Source organism: Gordonia alkanivorans (assembly GCF_004011905.1).
Lineage (GTDB): Bacteria > Actinomycetota > Actinomycetes > Mycobacteriales > Mycobacteriaceae > Gordonia > Gordonia alkanivorans.
In genome coordinates, this window is record NZ_CP027114.1 from 4,486,012 (window position 1) to 4,507,276 (window position 21,265).

At 68.4% G+C, this 21,265-nt stretch carries 20 protein-coding genes; 10 read left to right on the top strand and 10 right to left on the bottom strand.

Annotated elements, in window-relative coordinates:
• Positions 1 to 11: 11 nt before the first annotated feature.
• Positions 12 to 875 carry a universal stress protein gene (locus C5O27_RS20385; protein ID WP_127963897.1) on the bottom strand — a complete coding sequence of 288 codons (864 nt, stop codon included), beginning with the start codon at positions 873 to 875 and terminating at the stop codon, positions 12 to 14.
• Positions 876 to 1,030: 155 nt separating this feature from the next.
• Here C5O27_RS20385 and C5O27_RS20390 point away from each other — a divergent pair, with 155 nt between their 5' ends.
• Entirely contained in the window at positions 1,031 to 1,345 is a 315-nt protein-coding gene (locus C5O27_RS20390; RefSeq protein WP_075862888.1) for a hypothetical protein, read from the top strand.
• A 51-nt stretch (positions 1,346 to 1,396) separates the two neighbouring features.
• Entirely contained in the window at positions 1,397 to 2,887 is a 1,491-nt protein-coding gene (locus C5O27_RS20395) for a serine/threonine-protein kinase (RefSeq protein WP_127963508.1), read from the top strand.
• 25 nt (positions 2,888 to 2,912) lie between these two features.
• Here the strand turns inward: C5O27_RS20395 and C5O27_RS20400 are convergent, their stop codons facing one another.
• Genes C5O27_RS20400 through C5O27_RS20420 form a run of 5 tightly spaced genes read right to left on the bottom strand, consistent with a single transcriptional unit; the run spans position 2,913 to position 9,309 of the window.
• Positions 2,913 to 3,725: a protein kinase domain-containing protein gene (locus C5O27_RS20400; RefSeq protein WP_127963509.1), complete on the bottom strand. Its 813-nt coding sequence runs from the start codon at positions 3,723 to 3,725 to the stop codon at positions 2,913 to 2,915.
• A 1-nt stretch (position 3,726) separates the two neighbouring features.
• A complete protein-coding gene (locus tag C5O27_RS20405; protein ID WP_127963510.1) occupies positions 3,727 to 5,847 on the bottom strand; it encodes a cation:proton antiporter in 2,121 nt (706 codons plus the stop codon).
• Between the two features lie 17 nt (positions 5,848 to 5,864).
• Positions 5,865 to 7,268, bottom strand: coding sequence for an FHA domain-containing protein (locus C5O27_RS20410; RefSeq protein ID WP_127963511.1), 1,404 nt, complete (start codon positions 7,266 to 7,268; stop codon positions 5,865 to 5,867).
• Positions 7,265 to 7,714, bottom strand: a complete 450-nt coding sequence (locus C5O27_RS20415) for a hypothetical protein (RefSeq protein WP_006357838.1) — start codon at positions 7,712 to 7,714, stop codon at positions 7,265 to 7,267. Before C5O27_RS20415 ends, C5O27_RS20410 begins: the two co-directional genes overlap by 4 nt.
• Positions 7,714 to 9,309 carry an FAD/NAD(P)-binding protein gene (locus tag C5O27_RS20420; RefSeq protein WP_035750327.1) on the bottom strand — a complete coding sequence of 532 codons (1,596 nt, stop codon included), beginning with the start codon at positions 9,307 to 9,309 and terminating at the stop codon, positions 7,714 to 7,716. Before C5O27_RS20420 ends, C5O27_RS20415 begins: the two co-directional genes overlap by 1 nt.
• Positions 9,310 to 9,736: 427 nt before the next feature.
• Here C5O27_RS20420 and C5O27_RS20425 point away from each other — a divergent pair, with 427 nt between their 5' ends.
• From C5O27_RS20425 to C5O27_RS20445, 5 genes are all read left to right on the top strand, one after another.
• Complete coding sequence (locus C5O27_RS20425; protein WP_006357836.1) at positions 9,737 to 10,780, top strand: AurF N-oxygenase family protein; 1,044 nt, start codon at positions 9,737 to 9,739, stop codon at positions 10,778 to 10,780.
• Between the two features lie 48 nt (positions 10,781 to 10,828).
• Complete coding sequence (locus tag C5O27_RS20430; protein WP_127963512.1) at positions 10,829 to 12,427, top strand: 4Fe-4S binding protein; 1,599 nt, start codon at positions 10,829 to 10,831, stop codon at positions 12,425 to 12,427.
• Positions 12,348 to 12,821, top strand: coding sequence for a hypothetical protein (locus C5O27_RS20435; RefSeq protein ID WP_042375924.1), 474 nt, complete (start codon positions 12,348 to 12,350; stop codon positions 12,819 to 12,821). The genes C5O27_RS20430 and C5O27_RS20435 overlap by 80 nt, the downstream gene beginning before the upstream one ends.
• Entirely contained in the window at positions 12,818 to 13,768 is a 951-nt protein-coding gene (locus tag C5O27_RS20440) for an EamA family transporter (protein WP_127963513.1), read from the top strand. Before C5O27_RS20435 ends, C5O27_RS20440 begins: the two co-directional genes overlap by 4 nt.
• A gap of 156 nt (positions 13,769 to 13,924) precedes the next feature.
• Entirely contained in the window at positions 13,925 to 14,731 is an 807-nt protein-coding gene (locus C5O27_RS20445; protein WP_035750860.1) for a maleylpyruvate isomerase family mycothiol-dependent enzyme, read from the top strand.
• Between the two features lies 1 nt (position 14,732).
• Here the strand turns inward: C5O27_RS20445 and C5O27_RS20450 are convergent, their stop codons facing one another.
• Positions 14,733 to 16,382, bottom strand: a complete 1,650-nt coding sequence (locus tag C5O27_RS20450) for a DEAD/DEAH box helicase (protein ID WP_006357831.1) — start codon at positions 16,380 to 16,382, stop codon at positions 14,733 to 14,735.
• Between the two features lie 310 nt (positions 16,383 to 16,692).
• Entirely contained in the window at positions 16,693 to 17,256 is a 564-nt protein-coding gene (locus tag C5O27_RS20455; RefSeq protein WP_006357830.1) for a helix-turn-helix domain-containing protein, read from the bottom strand.
• Between the two features lie 57 nt (positions 17,257 to 17,313).
• Between C5O27_RS20455 and C5O27_RS20460 the strand changes: the two genes are divergently transcribed.
• Positions 17,314 to 18,042, top strand: coding sequence for an AzlC family ABC transporter permease (locus tag C5O27_RS20460; protein WP_127963514.1), 729 nt, complete (start codon positions 17,314 to 17,316; stop codon positions 18,040 to 18,042).
• On the top strand, positions 18,039 to 18,362 hold the full coding sequence (locus C5O27_RS20465; protein WP_127963515.1) for an AzlD domain-containing protein: 324 nt from the start codon (positions 18,039 to 18,041) through the stop codon (positions 18,360 to 18,362). Before C5O27_RS20460 ends, C5O27_RS20465 begins: the two co-directional genes overlap by 4 nt.
• Positions 18,363 to 18,449: 87 nt before the next feature.
• Here the strand turns inward: C5O27_RS20465 and C5O27_RS20470 are convergent, their stop codons facing one another.
• Entirely contained in the window at positions 18,450 to 19,721 is a 1,272-nt protein-coding gene (locus tag C5O27_RS20470; RefSeq protein ID WP_127963899.1) for a family 1 glycosylhydrolase, read from the bottom strand.
• A gap of 59 nt (positions 19,722 to 19,780) precedes the next feature.
• Positions 19,781 to 20,728 carry an esterase/lipase family protein gene (locus C5O27_RS20475; RefSeq protein WP_127963516.1) on the bottom strand — a complete coding sequence of 316 codons (948 nt, stop codon included), beginning with the start codon at positions 20,726 to 20,728 and terminating at the stop codon, positions 19,781 to 19,783.
• 159 nt (positions 20,729 to 20,887) lie between these two features.
• Here C5O27_RS20475 and C5O27_RS20480 point away from each other — a divergent pair, with 159 nt between their 5' ends.
• A complete protein-coding gene (locus C5O27_RS20480) occupies positions 20,888 to 21,247 on the top strand; it encodes a nuclear transport factor 2 family protein (protein WP_127963517.1) in 360 nt (119 codons plus the stop codon).
• The last annotated feature ends 18 nt before the right edge of the window (positions 21,248 to 21,265 follow it).

A 21,265-nucleotide genomic window follows, 5' to 3' on the forward strand; every position in this document is an offset into this window, starting at 1 on the left:
CACCGCCCCGGTCAGTTGCGCACCACCAAGACCGGGCATTCGGCGTTGTGCATGACCTTCTGGCTGGTCGAGCCGAGCATCAGTCCGCGGAATCCGCCGCGTCCGCGGCTGCCCACGACGACGAGCTGGGCGTCGGTCCCGGCCGTGTCGAGCAGCGCCTTCGCCGGCTCCTCGGGCAGCACGCGGCGTTCCACCCGGACGTCCGGGTAGTCCTGCGCGTACCCGGCCAGTCGCTCGGCGAGCACCTCGACCGCGTCCTGGGTCATCCGCTCGACCTCTTCGGGGCCGATCCCGTACCCGTGCAGGGCGTCGGCGTCGAGCGGGGTCCAGGTGTGGACCGCGACCAGCGGGGCGTTGCGCAGCGACGCCTGCCGGAACGCCTCGGCCACGGCCACATCGCTGATCGGCGAGCCGTCCACGCCGACCACCACCGGACCGGTGTCGGAGCCCTCCGCGGCGACGACGGCCACGCGGCCGTGCGCGTGGGCTGCGACGTTGATGCTCACCGAGCCGAGGAACAGGCCCTTCACGCTGCCCAGCCGCCGGGTGCCGACCACGATCATCGCGGCGTCCTTGCCCAGCTCGAGGAGGACGCGCGCCGCGTCCCCGTCGACGATCGACGTCGTGACACTGACGTTCGGCGCTGCCGTCTTGGCGACGTCGTTCGCAGTATGCACGGCGTCCGATGCGTCCTGCCGGATGGCGTCGACGACATCCTGCGGGATGATCAGGCCGGGCGCGTAGTCGCTGGTGCTCGCGTCGTAGGCGCCGACGATCTTGAGATCGAGACCTTCCGCCGCCGCAGCCTTGGCCGCCCATCGCACCGCACCGGTGGCCGCCTCCGAACCGTCCACGCCAACGAGTATCGCGTTCATGTCGGTGATCTCCTCTGGGCTCATCTCGTCTCGTCACGACCCCCTCGTGGAAGCCGAGTCCTCGAACTCCATCCTGCTCCGGAGAACTGCCGGCATCAATGAGCACTAAGTCCTTCCGACCGGCGTGTCGGGGGCCGTGTAGCGTGGTGCTCACCATGACCTCCCCGACTCCGCAGAACTCCAACGACTTTCGCGCAATCGTGATCCACGTCGCCATCACCGTCGTGTTGGGACTGGGCCTCCTCCTCGTCGGACTCGCCGCGTCGGAGTCGGTGCAGAACGTGCTCGTCATCGCCTCACCCGTGGTGGTGATGATCGGTGCGATCGCGATGCTGGTTCGCACCTACCGGGTCTGGAAATCCGGTGGACGCTGGCAGATGTGGCAGGGCGGGGCATGGTTCCTGCTGGTGTTCTTCATCGTGATGCTGTTCAACTCGGCACCCGTGCTGTTCGAGTCGAACACCGAATAGCGCCTCCGGCGGCCGGTAGAATTCGAGCTCTCACACCACAGGGAGCCAAGCGTGTCCTTCGACCTCACCCGCGGCGCGTCACCCGCCCACGGCTCGGTCGTTCCCGGATCGGTGGTCGCCGGGCATCGCATCGAGCGGGTGCTCCGTGAGTACGAGGTCGGCACGACCTGTCGCGCGATCCCGGTGCCGCCGGTTCCTCCTCCCGCGGGCCGACCGGAACCCGACCCGGTCGTCCTCACCGTCATCGACCGCGCACGTTCGGCGGATGCGCGGTTCCGCAGCTGGTTCGCCCACTCCAATGAATTGGTCTCGGGCATCAGGCATCCCGCGATCGCCCGGATCGCCGGGCACGGTCTCACCGACGGCCGGCTGTGGGTCGCCACCGCGCCGATACCCACCACCGACGCCGCGGATCTGATCCGACGCCACGCGGACGGTGTCGACATCGACCTGGCCGTACGGATCGTCGCCGCGGTCGGCGAGGCACTCGACGCCGCCCACCGTCGAAGGCTCGTGCACGGCGGAGTCACCACCGCCGACATCCTGATCACGACCCGCAGAGACCCCGCCGCCGAGATCACCGCATCCGACCTCACCGACCCCGGTGCGGTCACACTCCGCGGCTTCGGCCTGACACCACCCGCGCCCGGGGAGACCACCCCGCACCCGGACTCCGACGTGGCCGCCCTCGGCCGCACGCTCGTCGAACTCCTGACCGGGACCACATCGGTTGCCCGGCACCGGATCTCCGGCGCGGTGTCCCCCGCCTTCCATTCCGTCCTGGCGCGGGCCCTCGATCCCCGGCCCGACCACCGTTATCGGACCTGCGCCGAGTTCGTCCGGGCCGCCGACCTCGCCCTCCACCTCACCCACACCGACGGGGAGCCACCGACCGAGAAGATCGACTCGCCACCGCGCGTCTTCCAACCCGCCGGCAATGCCGACCGGCTGACCGAGCTCGTCGCCGGCCGCCCCGAGGATCGTCGCCTGGATGTCGAGTCACGTCCTGTCCGGCCGCCTGCCCGGTCTGCCGCCGCGCGACGACGCCGGAATCTCACACCGATTCTGGTGGCGCTCGTCGTGGTCGCGGTCTGTGTGGGCGCCGTGATCGTCCTCGGCGCGCGCAACGCGCCACCACCGTGGCCGGCGTCGGTCGGACCGATCGCCGACGCGTTCCCGCGACTGCTGCCCGACTCCCCCGATCAGCAGGGCTGGCGGGATGCGTCCTGCCAGGCCACGTTCCGCGACGGCCTCGACGCCATCTCCTGCTCCGACGCCGAGCAGGTCACCTACGTCGTCTGGCACACGGCCACCCCCGGCGCACGGGACAGCGTCACCGCACCGCTCAAGGGTTATCCGGGTGACGAGATCCAGTGGCGGGACGGTCCCGCGTCGTCGAGCCGCGACAGCCTCGCCGACGGCTGGGTGGTCACCAACTTCGTCGAGCCGGTGCGCGAGCCGTACACGGTGATCACCACGTGGCCGGGCCATTCCGGCCGGCAGATCCTCGACGCCTGGTGGCGATCCGCACCACTCGGGTGACCGGCGCCCGGTTCGGCAACGATCCTCAACGACCCCGCAGGGCGTCGATCCGTTCGGCCACCTGCAGCGCGGTCGACGGCCGGCTCCCGGCCAGCGCCAGACAGTTGGCGATCAGTGTGCGCTCGTCACGATCGAGCTTCTCCGACAGCGCAGGTGGGGTCGACAGGGCGGCTCGGATCGCCAGCAGCGGCTGGGCGTCGGGCACCTCGCCATACACCCCTTCGTCGGTGAGCGCGCGGTGCAGACACGCACCGAGAGACCAGATGTCGGTCGCGCGGGACGGCACGTCACCGGCCAGAAGTGCCGGGTCCATGTACTGCACGGCGCCCGGCTGGGCGAAACTGGTGATCGGCTCCTCGGCCGCGAGCACCCGGGCGAGACCGAGATCGGAGATCTTCCCGCCGGTCTCGATCACCATGATGCTCGACGGGGTGATGTTGGCGTGGGCGATGCCGGCCTCGTGCAGGGCGTCGACGCCGCGCGCCGCGTCGGCGACCGCGGCCAGGCGTTCGTCCCGGCTGAGGGGACGCGCCGGCGTTCCGAGCGATCCCATCGGGAAGTACTCCATCGCATACATGAACTGGCCCTGGAGGACCGCGTCGTACAGACCGGCCAGATAGGGCGAGGCGACCGCGGCGAACGCCCGGAGTTCGCGCACGCCGCGACGGTAGGCGTCGTCGCTGCACACCCCGCTGAAGACCTTGACCACCACGCGATCGGCCGCCAGGCCGAGACGTGCAGGAGGCACCGCGAGGTAGAAGGTTCCGTTGCCGCCGACTCCGAGCTTCTGGAGCACGGTGAAATCCGCAAGCTGTTGCGGGATCTCGACAGTGGCCATGTCAGTGCCTCTCTGGTGATGACGTGGTGTGAGTGGTACCGGCGTTCGGCGTGGGATCGGTCGATGCCGTCGCCTCGGCGTACAGCGTGGTCATCCGGTCCCCCAGTGCTTCTTCGCTGGTCTCGGTGTGGTCGACGACGATCACGGGCGTGTCCGGACCACGCCCGTGGGTGGGGTCGTCGGCGGCGGCAACGGTGAAGGCGGCGTCCTCGCCGCGGTGACGCTTCGGCTCGACCAGGGAGACCCGGACACCGCGATCGATCACGGGCCGCAGGTCGGCGAGCCAGCGCCGCCGTGAACCGGTGGACACGATCGTGAGGGACCTCGACCCGAACAACGCCAGACCGGCTCCCACCACGGCGGCGGTCCGACCGCTGCGGCTGTCGGCGACCACGCAGGTGATGACGCTGCGGCTGGGTGCCGCACCGGCCGCGGCGTTCTCGTCGACGATCGCCACCGGCGCAGCGCGCAACATCTCGCCGAGTTCGCGGTCGGCGGCGTCGATGACGATCACGTCGGCGTTGGCGTTGCGGGTCATCGCGTCGAGGTCGCTGGCCGGGTCGGATCCGAAGCGGCACAGGACCGACACCGATCCGGCTCCGCTCAGCGAGGCACCGAGCAGGTTCAGCTTCTCGACGGCCGAGGCCATGGCCGCGAAGTCGGGCACCACCGGCACGCCGACCTCGAGGCGTTTGGCCGGGTTGTCCGTCGTGGTGAGCAGGCCGGCCAGCACGACGTCGTAACCCGTTGTGCAGTCGAACAATCGACGGTGTCGAGCGCGCAGGTCCTCGACCGTGCCATCGGGGTCGCGCAACACCACCAGCACCCGCGGGGCGGTCGCCGCGGCCAGCGCCCGACGTTCGGCCGCGGCGATGTCGTTGGCCACCACCGTGTCCGGGTAGACAAGCCGCAGCAGTGGTTCGGTCAGCACCGTCGTCAACAGCGCCATCACCACGAGCATCGCGAAGAGGTCGTCACTGAGGACACCGAGATCGCGTCCGGCCGACAGGATCACCAGCTCGGTGAGTCCGCGGGTGTTCATGAGAACGGCGATGGCCGCGCTCTGCCGTGTGGGGATCGCCGAGACCCGGGCGCCCGCATAGGCGCCGAGGAACTTGCCGGCGATCGCGACGACGAGCACCAGGCCCAGCTGCCACAGCCCCGACAGTCCGATCCCGGCGAGATCGACGCTCAGGCCGGTGACGACGAAGAACATCGGCAGCAACAGCAGCACGCTGACCTGTTCGAGCCGTTCCAGGATCTCGCGATGCAGCTGCTCGGCACCGACCTTCGGCATCACCGCGCCGAACATGAAGGCACCGAAGATCTGGTGGATGCCGATGACGTCGGTCGCCGCCGAGGACAGGAACACGCCGATGAGGATGACCGCCAGAATGTCCGGGGTCAGGCGTCCTGCCGAGTCGCGCCACTCGACCAGCTTGGCCAGCAGCGGGCGCACGATCCCGAACATGATCGCGGCGTACACCAGGGTCATCCCGACGATCTTGGCCACTTCCAGCGGACTGCCGCCCTCGATGATCGCGATGATGAACGCGAGCAGGGTCCAGGCGAGGATGTCGTCGACCGCGGCGGCGGCCAGGCTGAACACCCCGGGGACGGTCCGCATCATCCCGCGGTCGGCGAGGATGCGGGCCAGCACAGGGAACGCGGTGATCGACATCGCGACGCCCATGAACAGGACCATGCCGAGCCGTTCGATCTCGACTCCCCCGACGGTGTCATGCGACGGGTACAGCAGAAGTCCCAGTGCGGCACCGAGTCCGAACGGCAGCACGATCGAGCACGCCGAGATGCTCGCCGCCGCACGCTCACGCCCGCGGGTCAGTCGCATGTCGAGTTCGAGTCCGACGATGAACATGAAGAGCACGAGCCCGATCTGGGCGAGTCCGCCGAGGAGTGGCCGCACCTCTTCGGGGAACAGCCACTGGTCGGGGTTTCCCGGGAGGAGCCCCAGAAGACTCGGCCCAAGGGCGATCCCGGCCGCGATCTCGCCGACGACGGCCGGCTGCCGCACCGCGCGCGCGATCATCCCGCCGATGCGGGCGACCGCGATGATGACCGCGACATCCAGGAGGAGGAACGCGACCGTGTGCTTGTCCATCTCAGATCCCGGCTGTCTCAGATGCGCGCATGATGCGACTCGAAGATGAAGTGGCGTCCTCCGATTCGTACGTGCGACCCCGGGACCAGGACATGCGGACGGTGCGGGAGCAGGCGCACCTCCCGGTTACCGCTGCTCGGGTCGGCGACGAACGTGCCGTTCGCCGAGCCGAGGTCGACGAGCTGAACGGTCCACTCGACCAAGCGGATCTCGACGTGGCGACGCGACAGCTGTCCCGTCTCGTCCTGCACGCGAATCGGTTTCGGGGAACCTGCCCGTCCTCCGCCGGAGGATCCGGGTTCACGACCGATGACCAGGTCCTCGTCGAGCAGGAAGGTGAAACCGTTGTCGAGCAACAGCCAACCCAGCGGCGGGCGCTCCCCCTCGACCAGGAATGTCGTCAGCTGATCCATCCGGATGCCGCAGACACCGCACAACCAGGATTGCGGGTGGTTGAGATGTCCGCGCGAGCATCGGATGCCGTGCACCTTCGCCCGCGACGCCTCGATCTTCACGACCTCGGTCGCGGGACGCTGATGTTCTTCCTTCGGCAGCGGGGCGCGCGGTTCGAGGGGTTCGGCGAGCGGGTTCGGTCGAGCAGCGGGTGCGACCGGCATCGGGTCCGTCGGGAGCGGCTCACCCGGCTCCGGCTGTTCTACCGGCGTCCCACCGAGGGGGGTCGACGTGAACGGCAGGGGTTCGGCGACGTCCGGTCGCATCCGCTCGGTCGTACCCATCGGGTCGGGTTCGGGAACAGCCGGTTCAGACGGGGCCGGCGCAGGCGGGGTGGGCGGCGCGGACCGAGACGGGAAGTCGGCGAACGGGTCAGATGCCGGCTCGGGCTCCGGCTCGGGCTCGGGCTCGGGCCCGGGTTCCGGCGCCGCGGTCTGCGTAGCCGCGGGCAGCGGGTGGAATTCGGTGCCGCGCAATCCGAGCGGCGTGTGCAGCAACGTCCCGGAGGCGGGCACGACACCGTCGACGAGGTCGAACCGTTCCTCCCCGACCTCGGCCGGGACGGAGCCCTCGAGGTACAGGCCGAGCCCCTCGAAGGGCCACGGGATCGCCTTGTCGTAGGCGTCGCCGGGTGGCGGTTCGATCCGTTTGCCGTCGGTCTCGCCGTAGACCCTCCCCGACATGAAGATCGCGATCCCCACGTTGTCCGGCGCGGCGAAGGCGATGTCGATCTGCTCATCGGCCGTGAGCACGAGCTGCGCCAGTGCGCGGACGAGATGGCGGCCGCGCCGGGGTGCCGAATCCGGTACGGACACTGCGGATTCGATGTCGAGCAGGTCCGTGATGAACGCGGCGGGCACCGTGTCGGAGATCAGGCAGAGGAACGCCGGCTTGCGGATCACGATCCCGGCGCCGGGGATCAGCGTCACCGTCGGGGTCACGCTCGGGATGTCACCCGGAATGGTCACAGGAACCGGCCTCCTCGGAATCGCCAGTGCGGGAAGACCGCTCGCAACGGGCCGTTGACCGCGACCCACACCAGCAGCCAGGTGGTGAGGAACTGGACCGTGAACACGAACGGCGACGGCCGCAGTTCCTCCGGCAGCAGACCCGTCCCGTCCACGACGAGCCACACCACGACGCCCTCGTTGATCGCGGTGAGCAGACCGAACAGGGTGGGCCAGTCCTTCTCCCAGCGGAACTGCTGCAGGAAGTGGTAGACGAACTCCCAGGCGACGCCGAGCACGATGACGGTGAACAACACCGTGAACGCGACGCGGTAGACCTCGACGACGGTGGGGTCACCCGACGAGATCAACCACAGGAACGGCACCAGGACGATGGTCCACGCCCCACCGAGGATGCCGAGCACCAGCACGCGGGTCTGGATCCGCCCCCACAGGGTGGGCAGCATCAGTCGACTCCCTTGTTGTTCATCCACCGCCACCACTGGGCGGTCGAGCGCCACGGTGTGAGTCGTTTGCAGAAACCCTGCCGCGCGAGGTCGTCGACGATCTCGAGAGCGGCGATCTGCAGACCGAGGAAGGTGTCGACACCCGGGAAGTACCCGCCGAGCGTCGCGCTGCCCGATGCGTACAGCTTCCCGTCGCCGTTGCGGGTGCCCTTCAGCTCGAAGTCGCGTTCGACGTCCATCCGGCCGACCGGGTTGATCCCCGCCCCGGTGTGGTCGAGAAGGTCGCGCAGCAAGCGGTGTTCGCGCACGTCGGCCTCGAGTCCGGTGCAGTCGATGACGTAGTCGGCGTACAGCTCGAAGGTGCCGTCCGGCCGGTGCTCCTGCCTGATGGGGGCGTGCGGGTCGACGCGAACCGTCGTCACCACCCCCTGGCCGCCCGGCCCGGGTACCAGGCGCTCGGCCTTGCCGACCGCGGCGCGGTACCACCCTTCGCGGCGGCCGCGCGCGAGCTGTTCCTGCCAGTCGTCGCGGACCGGGGTGTTGGTACCGCCCATCTGTTTGTACGCCTCGGCACGGTCGTGGCCCTCGAGTTTGCGGATGCGCGCTTTGAGCTGACCGCCCCACACCGATTTCGGGTAGTTGAATCCCTGGTAGGCCCAGCCGTCTTTGCCCTTGCGCCGCATGAAGATGTGCGGGCCGTGCGGTTTGTCGTAGTACGTGCGGAACAGGTGCACGATCTGCGTCTGCAGGCCGAGCGCGTCGCGGTCGTCGATGAGGCGTTGCAGCACACGGGATGCGACGATCCCGGCGCCGCGGATCAGGACGGTGCCCGGCTTGCGCTGCAGCGACTGGTAGACGTGTTCGTGGGATTCGTAGGCGTTGACGACCTTGCTGGCATCGCGATAGGTCTCGCGGAAAGCCTGCAGGTCCGGCAGCAGTTTGATCCCCGGATACCCGATGGCCACGTGCACCCAGCGACTGCGGAACGCCACCCGTTTGGTCGGCGAACTCCCCTGTGGCGGTGTGAGGATCGTGAAGTAACCGCCGCCCGCGCGGCGTCGGATCATGCGCACCTGCCCGCGGCGCAGGCAGTTCAGGTAGCCGATGCGATGGCACTCCTTCTCCATCGACTCGAACGCCTGCCCCGCCTTCGGGGTGTAGTAGTTCGCGAAGATGGGTTCCACCAGGACGTTCCAGAGCGGTTTGAACTTCCTGTCGGCCCACGCCTCACGGACCGCATAGGACGGAAACCCCCAGATGTTGTCCGGTGTCGACGCCGAGTCCGACCGGAGTCGTTCGCCGCGCGGGATCTGCGACACCCGGGTCAGGTACTCGTAGCTGTGCCACGGCACGTCCTGCGGACCGAGGACCGCGATCTGCTCGAGCGGGACACCACAGATCCGCAGATAGTCGACGGTCACGAAGGAACCGATCCCCGAGCCGACGGTGACGAACGGGACGTCGACGATCGGGATGCCCGCCGCCTCCACCATCGCCTCGGTCCAGACGTCGGTGTCGACGAGTTCCGGGGTGAGATCACCGAGGCCGCCGGGGCCGGGCCGCGCGGCGCGCCGGGGCGGGACCGTTCCCGGCATCCGGGGCGGATCGGGTACGCGGGGGCCCGGCGGGAACTGACCCGGGGCGGGGAATCGCGTCGGTCCCTGCGGGGGTCGGCTCACCGGCGTCCCCGGACGGATGCGCGCGCACCGGGACCCGGTTTGCTCGGCGCGTACGGGACACGACGGGACATCGCTGGTTCCTCCGATGAGGTCGGGTGGCACGGGATCGTGCGGTAACTCTAGCGCGCGAAGCGGTCCGGAACGGTGTGAAACCAACCGATCGAATTACGGCCGTCTCGGCTGGTCAGCGGATGAACCGGACATGGTCCGGCGCGCCCCGCGAACCCGCCCCGACCACGGAACGTGACATTGAGTGTTGACAAATAGCGGAGCGTCGAAATACGTTCGGATCATCCGCTGTGGCCGCCCTCACGCGGCCCGGCCCACCTCGAAGGACGCGACGATGACCAAAGCATTGACGAATCCGAACTCCGTTCACACCGCCGGCGACGGCCCGGCACGCTACGTTCCCGAACACGACAAAACGGGCAGCGAGCAGGACTACGGACAGGTGCTCGACGACCTGTCCTCGGCCTCGGTCCACCGGAATTTCGATCCCTACGTGGACATCGACTGGGACGCGCCGCACATGGCGATCACGGAGAACGATCCGCGGTGGATACTCTCCTACGAGGTCGACCCGATCGGGCGACATCCCTGGTACCAGCAACTCCCGGAGAGCAAGCAGATCGAGATCGGCATGTGGCGTCAGGCCAACGTCGCCAAGGTCGGCCTGCAGTTCGAGTCCGTGCTCATCCGCGGCCTGATGCAGTACAGCTTCAAGCTCCCCAACGGCGCACGCGAATTCCGGTACACCACGCACGAATCCAAGGAGGAGTGCAACCACACCCTGATGTTCCAGGAGTTCGTGAACCGCGTGGGCATGGACGTTCCCGGCGCGAAGGTCGGGTACCGACTGATCTCGCCGTTCGTCCCACTGGTCTCGACGGTCTTCCCGATCGTGTTCTTCTTCGGCGTACTCGGCGGCGAAGAGCCGATCGACCACATCCAGAAGGACTTCCTGCGAACCCGCGCCCGCCTGCACCCGACGATGGCCGCGGTGATGCAGCTGCACGTCGCCGAGGAAGCACGGCACATCTCGTTCGCCCACCACTTCATCCGCGAACAGGTCCCGCAGCGCAACCGCTTCCAGCGTTTCCTGCTGTCGCTCATGCTGCCGCTGACCATGCGCACCCTGTGCAGCGCGATCGTGGTTCCGCCGCGTTCCTTCGCCAAGGAATTCGACGTCCCGCGCGAGGTCATGAAGGACATCTTCTGGCGATCCGAGGAGTCGAAGCGCTTCCTGCGCAACGTCTTCGGCGACGTCCGTATGCTCGCCGACCAGAGCGGGCTGATGAACCCGGTGTCGCGCCTGCTGTGGCGCGTGCTCGGGATCAGCGGCCGCCCTTCGCGTTTCCGTAGCGAGCCGACCTACACGGCCGCCTGACCCGCCGGCGGAGATCCGCCCCTCACACACAGGTAGCGAACCGACCTCATGCCTCACGTCGTCACCCAGGCGTGCTGCGGCGACGCGTCGTGCGTCTACGCATGCCCCGTCAACTGCATCCACCCCACCCCGGAAGAGCCGGATTTCGGCATCGCCGAGATGCTCTACATCGACCCGGCGACCTGCGTCGACTGTGGTGCGTGCGTCAGCGCCTGCCCCGTCGGCGCCATCGTTCCCGGTCACCGCCTGCCCGCGGGGCAGGAGCGATTCGCCGAGGTCAACGCCTCGCAGTACCGCGAAACCGTCGACGGTGCAGCACGTTTCCCCGTCGATCCCGCACGCCGGCTCCCGCTCGCCCCGATCGACCGGCCGCGTCAGCTGGCAGTCGAGGAGAAGGTGTCGATCGGCATCGTCGGATCGGGCCCGTCGGCGATGTACGCCGCGGACGAACTGCTGCGGCATCCCCAGGTCTCGGTGACGATGTACGAGCGTCTCGACCGGCCCTTCGGCCTCGCGCGCTTCGGCGTCGCCCCGGACCATCTGCACACCCGCAAGGTGATGCGCCTGTTCGACGACATCGCACGCAACCCGAACCTGGAGATCCTCCTCGACACCGAGGTGGGTCGCGACATCACGCTCGACGACCTGCGGTCCCGCCACCAGGGCGTCATCTGGGCCGGCGGCGCCCCCACCGACAAGACACTGGACCTGCCGGGGATCGGCCAGGCAGGAGTCACCAGCGCCACGTCTTTCGTCGGCTGGTACAACGGCCATCCGGATTTCACCGACCTCGACGTCGACCTGTCCACCGACCGCGTGGTGGTCGTCGGCAACGGCAACGTCGCTCTCGACGTCGCACGCATCCTCGTCGCCGACCCGGCTGCACTCGTCGACACGTCCATCTCTCCGGCCGCGCTGGCCGCCCTGAAGGAGTCGTCGGTGCGCGAGGTGGTCGTGCTGGGACGACGCGGACCCGCCCATGCCGCGTTCACACTGCCCGAACTGATCGGCCTGGTGGATTCGGGCGTGGCGGTGACCGTCGATCCCGCCGATCTCCGATCCGCCCAGGTGGACGGCGAACTCGACGCCACCATTCGCGCCAAGCTCGACATCCTCGCCGAATGCGCCGCCGCCGGCGAACCCGAGGGTCGTCGTATCCGGTTGGCGTTCTTCTGTTCTCCTCTCGAGGTGTCCGGCGAGGACGGACGCGCGACCGGCGTCGTCGTGGGCCGAAACCGGCTGACGGTCGACGATGCGGGTGTCGTCACCGGAATCGAACCCACCGGTGAGATCACCACCCTCGACGCCGGCCTCGTGCTGACCTCGGTCGGTTACCGCGGCGTCGCCGTGCCGGGTTTGCCCTTCGACGACGCCACAGGTGTCATCCCGCACCGCGCCGGCCGGGTGATGGACGGCGAGCAGACGGTGCCCGGCGTGTACGTGACCGGCTGGATCAAGCGCGGACCGTCCGGCTTCATCGGGACCAACAAGACCGACTCCGCGGAAACCGTGGCGTCGTTGCTCGCCGATCTCGAAACCGGTGCGCTCTCGGATAGATTGATCGACCATGGGGCCCGCGTACCAGCGCACCACCGTGCGCGCCGATTTGTCCGCTCTTCCGGCCGACCTCGCGGCGGCGTTGCGTGATCATGCCGAGTCGCGCCAACTGACCATCACCGACGATCTGCCCGCCTGGAGCACCCGGAGCATCAACCCACCTGCCTCGTCCACGATCGGCAGACTGCTCGGCCGGCGCGCGAACCCCGTCGACCCCGACTCGGAGAACCAGACGCTCGTTGTCCTGCATCCGACGCACCTGCTGATCGTCAACTCCGGGGCGAAGCGCGGGATCTCGGCACTGTCGGTACCGCTGGGGATCGCCTCGATCGGGACGCCGGAATCCCCGGACGGGTTCGCGGTGACCGGCTTCGCCGGCGAGAGCGGTCGTCCGGGCAGCTACTACCTGGGCGTCGGCGAACCGCAGGGCGAGGAATGCCGGGAAGCGGTGCGTGCGGCGATCGTGGCCGCGAAGAACCCGTGAGCAGCCCTGTTCAGACCCGTGGCCGCTCCCGGCCGTCCATCGGAATCGCATTGGCGCTGTTCTCGTCGGCGTGCTTCGCCATCTCCGGGGTCCTGGCGCGGGCGATGATCGAATCCGGGTGGTCGGCGGGAGCGACCGTGACCGTGCGCATCGCGGTGGGCGCCGCCGTGCTGGCGATTCCCGGGTTGGTGGCCTTCCGTGACCGGCAGCCACTCTTGCCGCCGCCACCGCAACCCGGCCACCGATCCGGGTGGGTCGTGATCGCCTACGGACTGCTCGCCGTCGCGGGGTGCCAGCTGGCCTACTTCTATGCCGTGACCTACCTGCAGGTCGGGGTGGCGCTGCTGATCGAGTACACCGCACCGGTCGCGGTGCTGGTGTGGATGTGGTTGCGGCACGCTCAGCGACCCACCCGCGTCACCGTGTTCGGCGCCGCTCTCGCGCTCGCCGGCCTCGCCCTGGTCCTCGACCTGACCGGGGAGGTCTCGATCAGCGTGGTGGGCGTCCTGTGGGCTCTGGCCGCCATGGTGGGCGCCGCCGCCTACTTCGTGATCTCCGCCGACGAACGAACCGGCCTGCCGCCTCTCGCACTCGCGGCCGGCGGCCTCGTGATCGGTGCGATCACGCTCGCCACGGCCGGGCTCGTCGGAGCGCTGCCGATGACGGCGTCGACCTCGGTGGTCCGCATCGGCGACCTCTCGCTGCCCTGGTGGGCTCCCCTGCTGATGCTGGGTGTCGTGTCGGCCGCCATGGCCTATGCCTTCGGCATCGCGGCCGGCCGGGTACTCGGCGCCCGGGTGATGTCGTTCGTCGCCCTGTCCGAGGTGTTGTTCGCGGTGTTGTTCGCCTGGCTCGCCCTCGACGAACTCCCGGCGCCGATCCAGCTTCTCGGTGGCCTGCTGATCGTCGCGGGTGTCGTGTTCGTCCGATTGGGCGAGGCACCCTGAACCCGGACTCCAGACCTTGGATCACCGCGGCTCGATATCGGATGACGTTGTGCGCGTTCCGCATAGGCGCCGTGAACCGACCCCGTTCCGAAGGATGTGTCGCACGTCGCATCACGCACGAGTAGTCTTGCGGCCCATGTGGGGGAGGAACCACGCGTGACGGGGATGTTCTCGAGGTTTGACTACACCGACGCCGCGCTGACCACCGGGGAACGCTTTCTGGAACTCGTCGAGGGGGTCGACGAGCCGGAGACGCGTGTGCCGCACACACCGGGCTGGACGCTGGTCGACTGTCTGGGTCACGTCGCCCTGGCACCTACGCGATTTCTGGCGCTCGCGCGCGGTGAGGGGGAATGGTGTCGTCAGGCGATCGACGTCCCGGACTTCAACGCGAAACAGATCGCGAATCTGCCGACCCGTGAGGTCTCGGCTCTCGCCCGCCAGCTGAGAGAAGACCTCGACACGCTGGTCGACGCCGTCTCGCACTTCAACGCGCAGGTCCCGAAGATGCGATTCGACGGTGACCGGCACATCCGGGCCGACGCCGCGCTGGGCATCCTCATCGGCGAGTTCGTGGTGCACGGCTACGACGTCGCGCGTGCGGTGGGTGCCCGCTGGTGGGTCGAGCCCGAGGTGGTGCTGATGATCATCCGCGGACGACAGCAGATACTGCCCAGCTGGGTGGACACGACGGCGGCGGTCGGACACCAGGCCACCTACGACATCCGGCTGCGGGGATGTTCGGAACGCTATGTCTACGAGTTCACCGACGGTGAACTGATCATCAACCCCGACCAGCCCCGACGCCCCGACGTCCACATCAGCGTCGACCCGACTGCCGCACTGCTGACCGGCTACGGCCGAATCTCACCCACCTGGGCCGCGCTGACCGGCCGGGCCTTCGCATGGGGAAGCAAGCCGTGGCTTGCGCCACGGCTTGCTCAGAAGTTCTTACCCGCCTGACTCAGCGGCTGGTCGGCGAACCGGCCGGACGGCTGGAGGAACGACGTCCGCCCTGTGCACGTCCACCGGCACGATGCTGGTCACCGGTGCGGGGCTGACCCGCCGAGCGACCCTGCCCTGCCGAGCGCGACTGTCCTGCCGAACGGGACTGACCGGCCGAGCGAGCGTCGGTGGAACGCTGTCCACCCGAGCGGTGCGACGATCCGGTGCCACCGGTGCGCGACTCGCCGCCCTGACCGCGTGCGCCGCCACGGCTCTCACCGCGACCAGCACCGTTGCCACGGCCTTCGCCGCGAGCGCGTCCCGGGCGTCCGCCACCACGGCGACCACCCTGGGAACGCCCACCCTGCGAACCACCGCGCTGGCCGCCACGAGCGGCTTCGGCAGCCGCGCGCTCGGCAGCGGAGACGCGGGGTGCGCGCTCGCCGACGAGCTCGTCGACGGCGCCGGCCTTGGCGTCGACCTGCTTCGGGGTGACCTTGATCTTGGCCTTGCGCAGCAGCTGCGAGACCTCACGACGCTGCTCCGGCAGGCACACTGTGACGACGTCACCGGAGCTGCCCGCACGCGCGGTGCGGCCCGAGCGGTGCAGGTATGCCTTGTGCTCGGCGGGCGGATCCACGTGGACGACCAGCTCGATGCCGTCGACGTGCACACCGCGGGCGGCGACGTCGGTGGCCACCAGCACGCGGACGTCTCCCTCACCGAAGGCGGCGAGGTTGCGGTCGCGCTGGGCCTGGCTGAGGTTGCCGTGCAGATCGACTGCCGGGATGCCCTGCTCGCTCAGCTTCTTGGCGAGCTTCTTGGCCTGATGCTTGGTGCGCATGAACAGGATTCGACGACCGGCGCCGGACGCGAGTTCGGCGACGAGGTCGGCCTTGCCCGCGGACGACACCTCGAAGACGTGGTGGGTCATGGCGGCGACCGGCGACTCGGCGGAGTCGACCGAGTGCAGGACCGGATTGTCGAGGAAGCGCTTGGCCAGCTTGTCGACGCCGTTGTCCAGGGTTGCCGAGAACAGCATCCGCTGGCCCTCCGCCGGGGTGGCGGCGAGGAGCTTGGTGACGACCGGGAGGAAGCCGAGGTCGGCCATGTGGTCGGCCTCGTCGATGACGGTGATCTCCACCTCGTCGAGCTTCACGATGCCCTGGCGCATCAGGTCTTCGAGGCGTCCCGGGCAGGCGACGACGATGTCGACGCCGCGGCGGAAGGCCTGTTCCTGACGGGCCTGCTTGACGCCACCGAAGACGGTGGTGACGGTGAGGCCGACGGCAGCGGCCAGCGGCTCGACGACGGCGGCGATCTGGGTGGCCAGTTCGCGGGTCGGAGCCAGGATGAGGCCGGTCGGTGCACCGACGTAACGCTTGACCTCCATCTCGGCCAGTCCGGCGACCAGCGGGATGGAGAAGGCGAGGGTCTTGCCCGAGCCGGTCTTGCCGCGGCCGAGGACGTCCTTGCCGTCGAGGGTGTCGGGCAGGGTGTCGGCCTGGATCGGGAAGGCGTCGGCCTTGCCCTGCGATGCCAGGACCTCGACCAGTTTGCTTGGCACGCCGAGGGATTCGAAGGAAACCTGGGGGGCGGTGGTGTCGGCGGGAATGGTCTCGACGATCTGGGTTGCAGTTGCCGAGGGGGTCTCGAGGACAGCAGTCATTATGTGAGCGGAGCTCTTCCTGTGCGTGGCACGCGAGCAGGACGGCAGATCACTGCCGAAGGTCGGTGCCGATGGCGAACACGCGGGTACGCGGGCTCGTTCGCCGTATGAAGTCAATGGCAGGCGGTGGACATCTCGAGTGTCCGACCTCGACGACCACGTTCAGTGGGCCCCGACCTGCGAGAGAAGCGTTCTACGACGCGTTGATGCAACCAATCAGGGTGCAACACTGCGATCGACACTACGCGCCGGTAACGAAAGAAGCGAACCGGTGTGACCGACGTCGCGGTCACCCGCCCCCGCAGACCGGTCAGAACGCCTCACTCAACATGACCGCGACTGTGCCGGGTTCCAGGGCGTCGAAGACATGCTCGACATCGCCGGGGTAACAGATGTAGTCACCGGGACCGAGGACCTCGGCGGCATCGCTGGGCCCGAGGCGGGCGCGACCTGCACTGATGACGACATGTTCGAGGACTCCGCGGGCATGCGGCGCGGACACCCGCGGCTTACCCGGTTCCGCCCGGATGACGTACATGTCGCGTCGAGAACCGGGCGCGGCAGTCGACAGAAGCGTGGCCGAGTAGTCGGCATCGGCGGCCGGGATGACCGGCCCCTCTCCGAAGCGGATCACCTCGACGGTCGGCGCCGGCGAGTCCAGCAGCGCCGAGAACTGCACGCCCAGGGCGGTGGAGAGTGCCCACAACGTCTCTACGCTGGGGTTTCCTTCTCCGGATTCAAGCTGGGACAGCGTCGACTTACCGATTCCTGCACGTCGCGCCAGCTCCGTGAGGGAAAGGCCCGCACGGGTGCGTTCGCGCTTCAGCGACGCGGCGACCAGCTCTTTCGGATTCACCTGCCCGGCATTGTTCATCTAACCGTCCGATCGTCCATCTTGACGAACACTTGTCTCGTGTTCACTATGATAGTCATGCGTTCGGCATGGAGAACACTCGATTCGGCGACTCTGCGCGCCGTGGTCGTGATGTGCCTGTCGGTGCTCGTGATCGGCGCGTCGTACGGCGTTGCCGCGCACAGCGCCGGGCTCGCACTGTGGCAGATCGTGCTCATCGCGACCGTCGTACTCGCCGGGTCGTCGGAATTCGTGTTCGTCGGCGTACTCGCCGCCGGTGGCGTCCCTGTCGTTGCAGCCCTCGCCGGACTTCTGGTCAACACAAGGAACTTCGGATACGGCCTCGCGGTGGGTAAGCACCTGCGCGGACTGCCGGAAATGGTTCTCGGGGCGCATCTCATCAACGACGAGACGGCGGCGATGACCACCGCGGAATCCGAGCCGCGTCGCGCCCGGGCCGCATTCCTGCTGTGCGGATTGGGAATTCTCGTCTGCTGGCCCGTCGGCGCCGGACTGGGCGCTCTACTCGGAAGCAGCGTCGCCCGCCCCGAGACGCTGGGGCTCGACGCCGCGTTCCCCGCCCTGCTTGCCGCACTTGCCGTTCCGGCGCTGCGCACGCGCACCACCTGGGCCGCGGTCGCCGTCGGCGGTGCCGTCGCGATCGCCTCGACACCGTTCCTGCCCGCCGGACTGCCGATCCTTTGTGCGCTGGCCGGATTCGCCGCCGTCGAAGCCGTCCGGAGTCTGCTACCGCGCCCGGCCCCTACCCCGCCCCGAACTCTCGTCGGCAGCGACGCGCCCCGATGACCTCCGGACTGTCCCTCGGCATCGGAATCGCGGTTCTCGCCGTCGGCACCTACCTGATCCGACTGGCCGGACCACTCCTCCGCAACCGTCTCACCGTGTCGGCGAGCACGGAGGAGCTGATGGACCGGGCCACCGTGGTGTTGCTGGTTGCGGTGGCGCTGACCGGCGCCTTCTTCGTCGACCACGACTTCGCCGGATGGGCACGGCCGGCTGGTGTTGCCGTCGGCATCCTCGCGGCCGTCCTGCGCGCCCCGCTCGCGGTCGTGGTGATCCTCGCCGCGGCGACCGCCGCCGGTCTACGCGCGGTCGGCGTCGCCTGACCGACAGACACACTCACCCTTTTTCCGTATTCCCGCCCTCCATCGGGGTGGTGGGAATACGGAAAAGCGGAGGGTTTGCGGGAGTACTTAACGCACAACCGCCGGCTCGGCACAGCTGTCCGGGACATCCACCAGCGAGCACGGGACCGGCAGCCGCGTCGGGCGATACCCGGGCGGGACTCCCCCGGCCCGCGTGATGTCTCGGTACGCGGCGACAGCGTCGGTGGGTCGCCGCGCCAGCGACGGGTCACGTTGCGCGTCAACGGTGTAGAGACCGAAGCGGGAGTCGAAATCGCCCCACTCGTAGTTGTCGGTGAGGCTCCAGTAGTTGTACGACTGCACGTCGATGCCGTCCTGCTTGGCCCGCTGCAGCCAGTACACCGTGTCGCGCAGATGATCTGAGCGACGGTAGCCATCGGGGCGCCGGCCATCAGGATCGGTGGCCAAGCCGTTCTCGATCACCCGGATCGGCTTGCCCGGAAACTGCCGAGCCACGTGCCGGAGTACGTAGTAGATGCTCTCTGGCGCCTGCGAACTCTTCCAGAACTCACCGAGCGCACCGTAGGCCACCGACGCATCGGTGGCCGAGAACGAGTAGTAGTGGTCGACGCCGACGAAGTCCAGGGTGTCGCGCATCCGTTGCGGGAAGATCGATTCCAGCCACGGTTGCAGAACCGCGATCGGATAGTAGGCGAAGTTCGACGACACCTGCGCGCCCGGTTGCACCCGATGGATGTGCCGATAGATGGCGCGATGCGCCGCGACGATCCCGTCGGCCATCCGGCCCAGGTTCTGAGGTGCCACCCCGCCGTACTGGAGTTCGCGTCGAACGTACTCGGTCGGCTCGTTGAACGTGATCCACAGCGGGTCGGCCCAGGCATACCGGTCGACGACCCGCTCGGCGAACGCCACCATGTCGCCGGTCATGCCGGGACGGTTCCAGCCACCGAGATCCACCGCCCACCCGGGATGCACCCAGTGATTCAGGGTGATCATCGGCCGCATACCGGCGTCGACGACCTCGCGGATCACGCGATCGTAGAACGCCCAGCCCGCCGGATCATCGTGCCCGCGTGCGGGTTCGACACGAGACCATTCCACCGAGGTGCGGTAGATGCCCACCCCCAGCGACGCGGCCCGATCGATGTCCTCGGCGTAGCGATGGAAGAAGTCGACGGCGTTGCCGACAGGCTGATCCACTTTGCTCTGTTTGCCGTATCGCAGCCAGTTCGAATCCCGGTTGAATCCCTCCGACTGGAAACCGGATTGGGCGACGCCGAAGTCGAAGTCAGGACCCAGTGGCGGAACCCCGGCTCGGGCAGGCGAGCTGACGCCGACGAGCAGCAGCACCGCCGCCACCGCGATCACGAGGTGAAGAGCGCGGTGAGGAGCGCGGCGCAGAACTCTGTGCACGACGCTCAGAACGGGCTGCCGGTGAACGGCGCAGCGCGGTCACAGGGCACGCGTCGTGGATGTTCGGGATCGAGCGCGTTCAGCACGAGGTACGCCGTGCGACGCGAGCCCGCCATCCCCGCGTGTTCGGTGTAGTCGACCGAACAACCTTCCTGCACAACGATGTTGCGGACGTTCTTCCCGCCCGGCGGGAGGCCGTACCAGTACGGGACCACCAGTTCGTCGTAGCGGGTGGCGATGTTGGTGTACTCGATGCCCGGCTCGTAGTAGCCGCCGTCGGCGACCTTGCGGAGGAACGCAGCGCCGGGATCGAGGTCGAAACACGCCTGGCACAACGGAACTTGCTCGGGTCGCACGCCGAGCCCGCGGACGAACGGGCCGATGGCATCGGCGGCGGCGACGGTCGTCCCACGCCACACCGGGGCCAATGCGACATACTTGTCGACGCTGTCCTCACCGCCGAGGTACTTGACGTAGTAGGCCGGGACCACGGTCCCCTGCGAATGCCCGATGATGTCGACCTTCGACGCGCCGGTCGTGCGACGCACCTTCGAGACGAAATCGCCCAGCTCGCGCGCGCTCTCGGACATGAGACCCATTCCTCCGATCGCGCTGATCGGCCACGGGGCACCCTTGATCGCACCGTATGTCGTCGTGAAGACGCAATATCCCTCGTTCTTCAGCAGCGGGACGTAGGTTCCCCAATTGGTCTGCTGCGATCCTCCGGTCCCGTGCACGAGGATCACCGGGTTGGGATGACGGGCGGACGGCTTGCAGTTCCAGTCGTTGGCCCCGGGCAGCGAACCGCCCGGGTTGGTCAGTTCCCCGGGGATTCCGGAGAGAAAGTTGTAGGTGACCGGCAATGTGTCTGCCCGCGCGGGCGCGGCGGTGGCGACCAGCACCCCGGCCAATGCCGCCACGACCAGCCCCAACAGCAGCTTCGAGGACCTCATCGCACAGAACCTAACAAACACCTGCCGACCCGGTCGGGCGTTTACCCAGACCGGTTGCCGGACTCCCGATCAACGGGAACCGACTGGCCGGGACGCGCCGATCTCTGATGGCGTAGGACGGTGACGCGAACACAGAAAGCTCAGTTGGACCCTGCCGCCATGGCCGACGTGGTATCCCGGTATCTGTCGTTCCTCGGCGCCGGCACCGGTGAGGACATCGCGGGCCTCTTCGCCGCGGACGCCGTGGTCGAGGATCCGGTCGGCGGGCAGGTTCTGCAGGGACGTGACGCACTCACGTCGTTCTACTCGCGGGTGACCGCCGCCGAGAACTCCGCGGAGTTGCTGACCATGCGCATGGCCGGCAACTCCGCCGCCTTCCATTTCCGGGTGGTCACCACGACCGAGGACCAGGTGATCACCATCGAACCGATCGATGTCATCACCTTCGACGACCACGGCCTGATCACCGGTCTCCGTGCCCACTGGTCGGCCGAGGACGTCCATACCGTCACACGATGAGAGGTCACGTCGCACAAT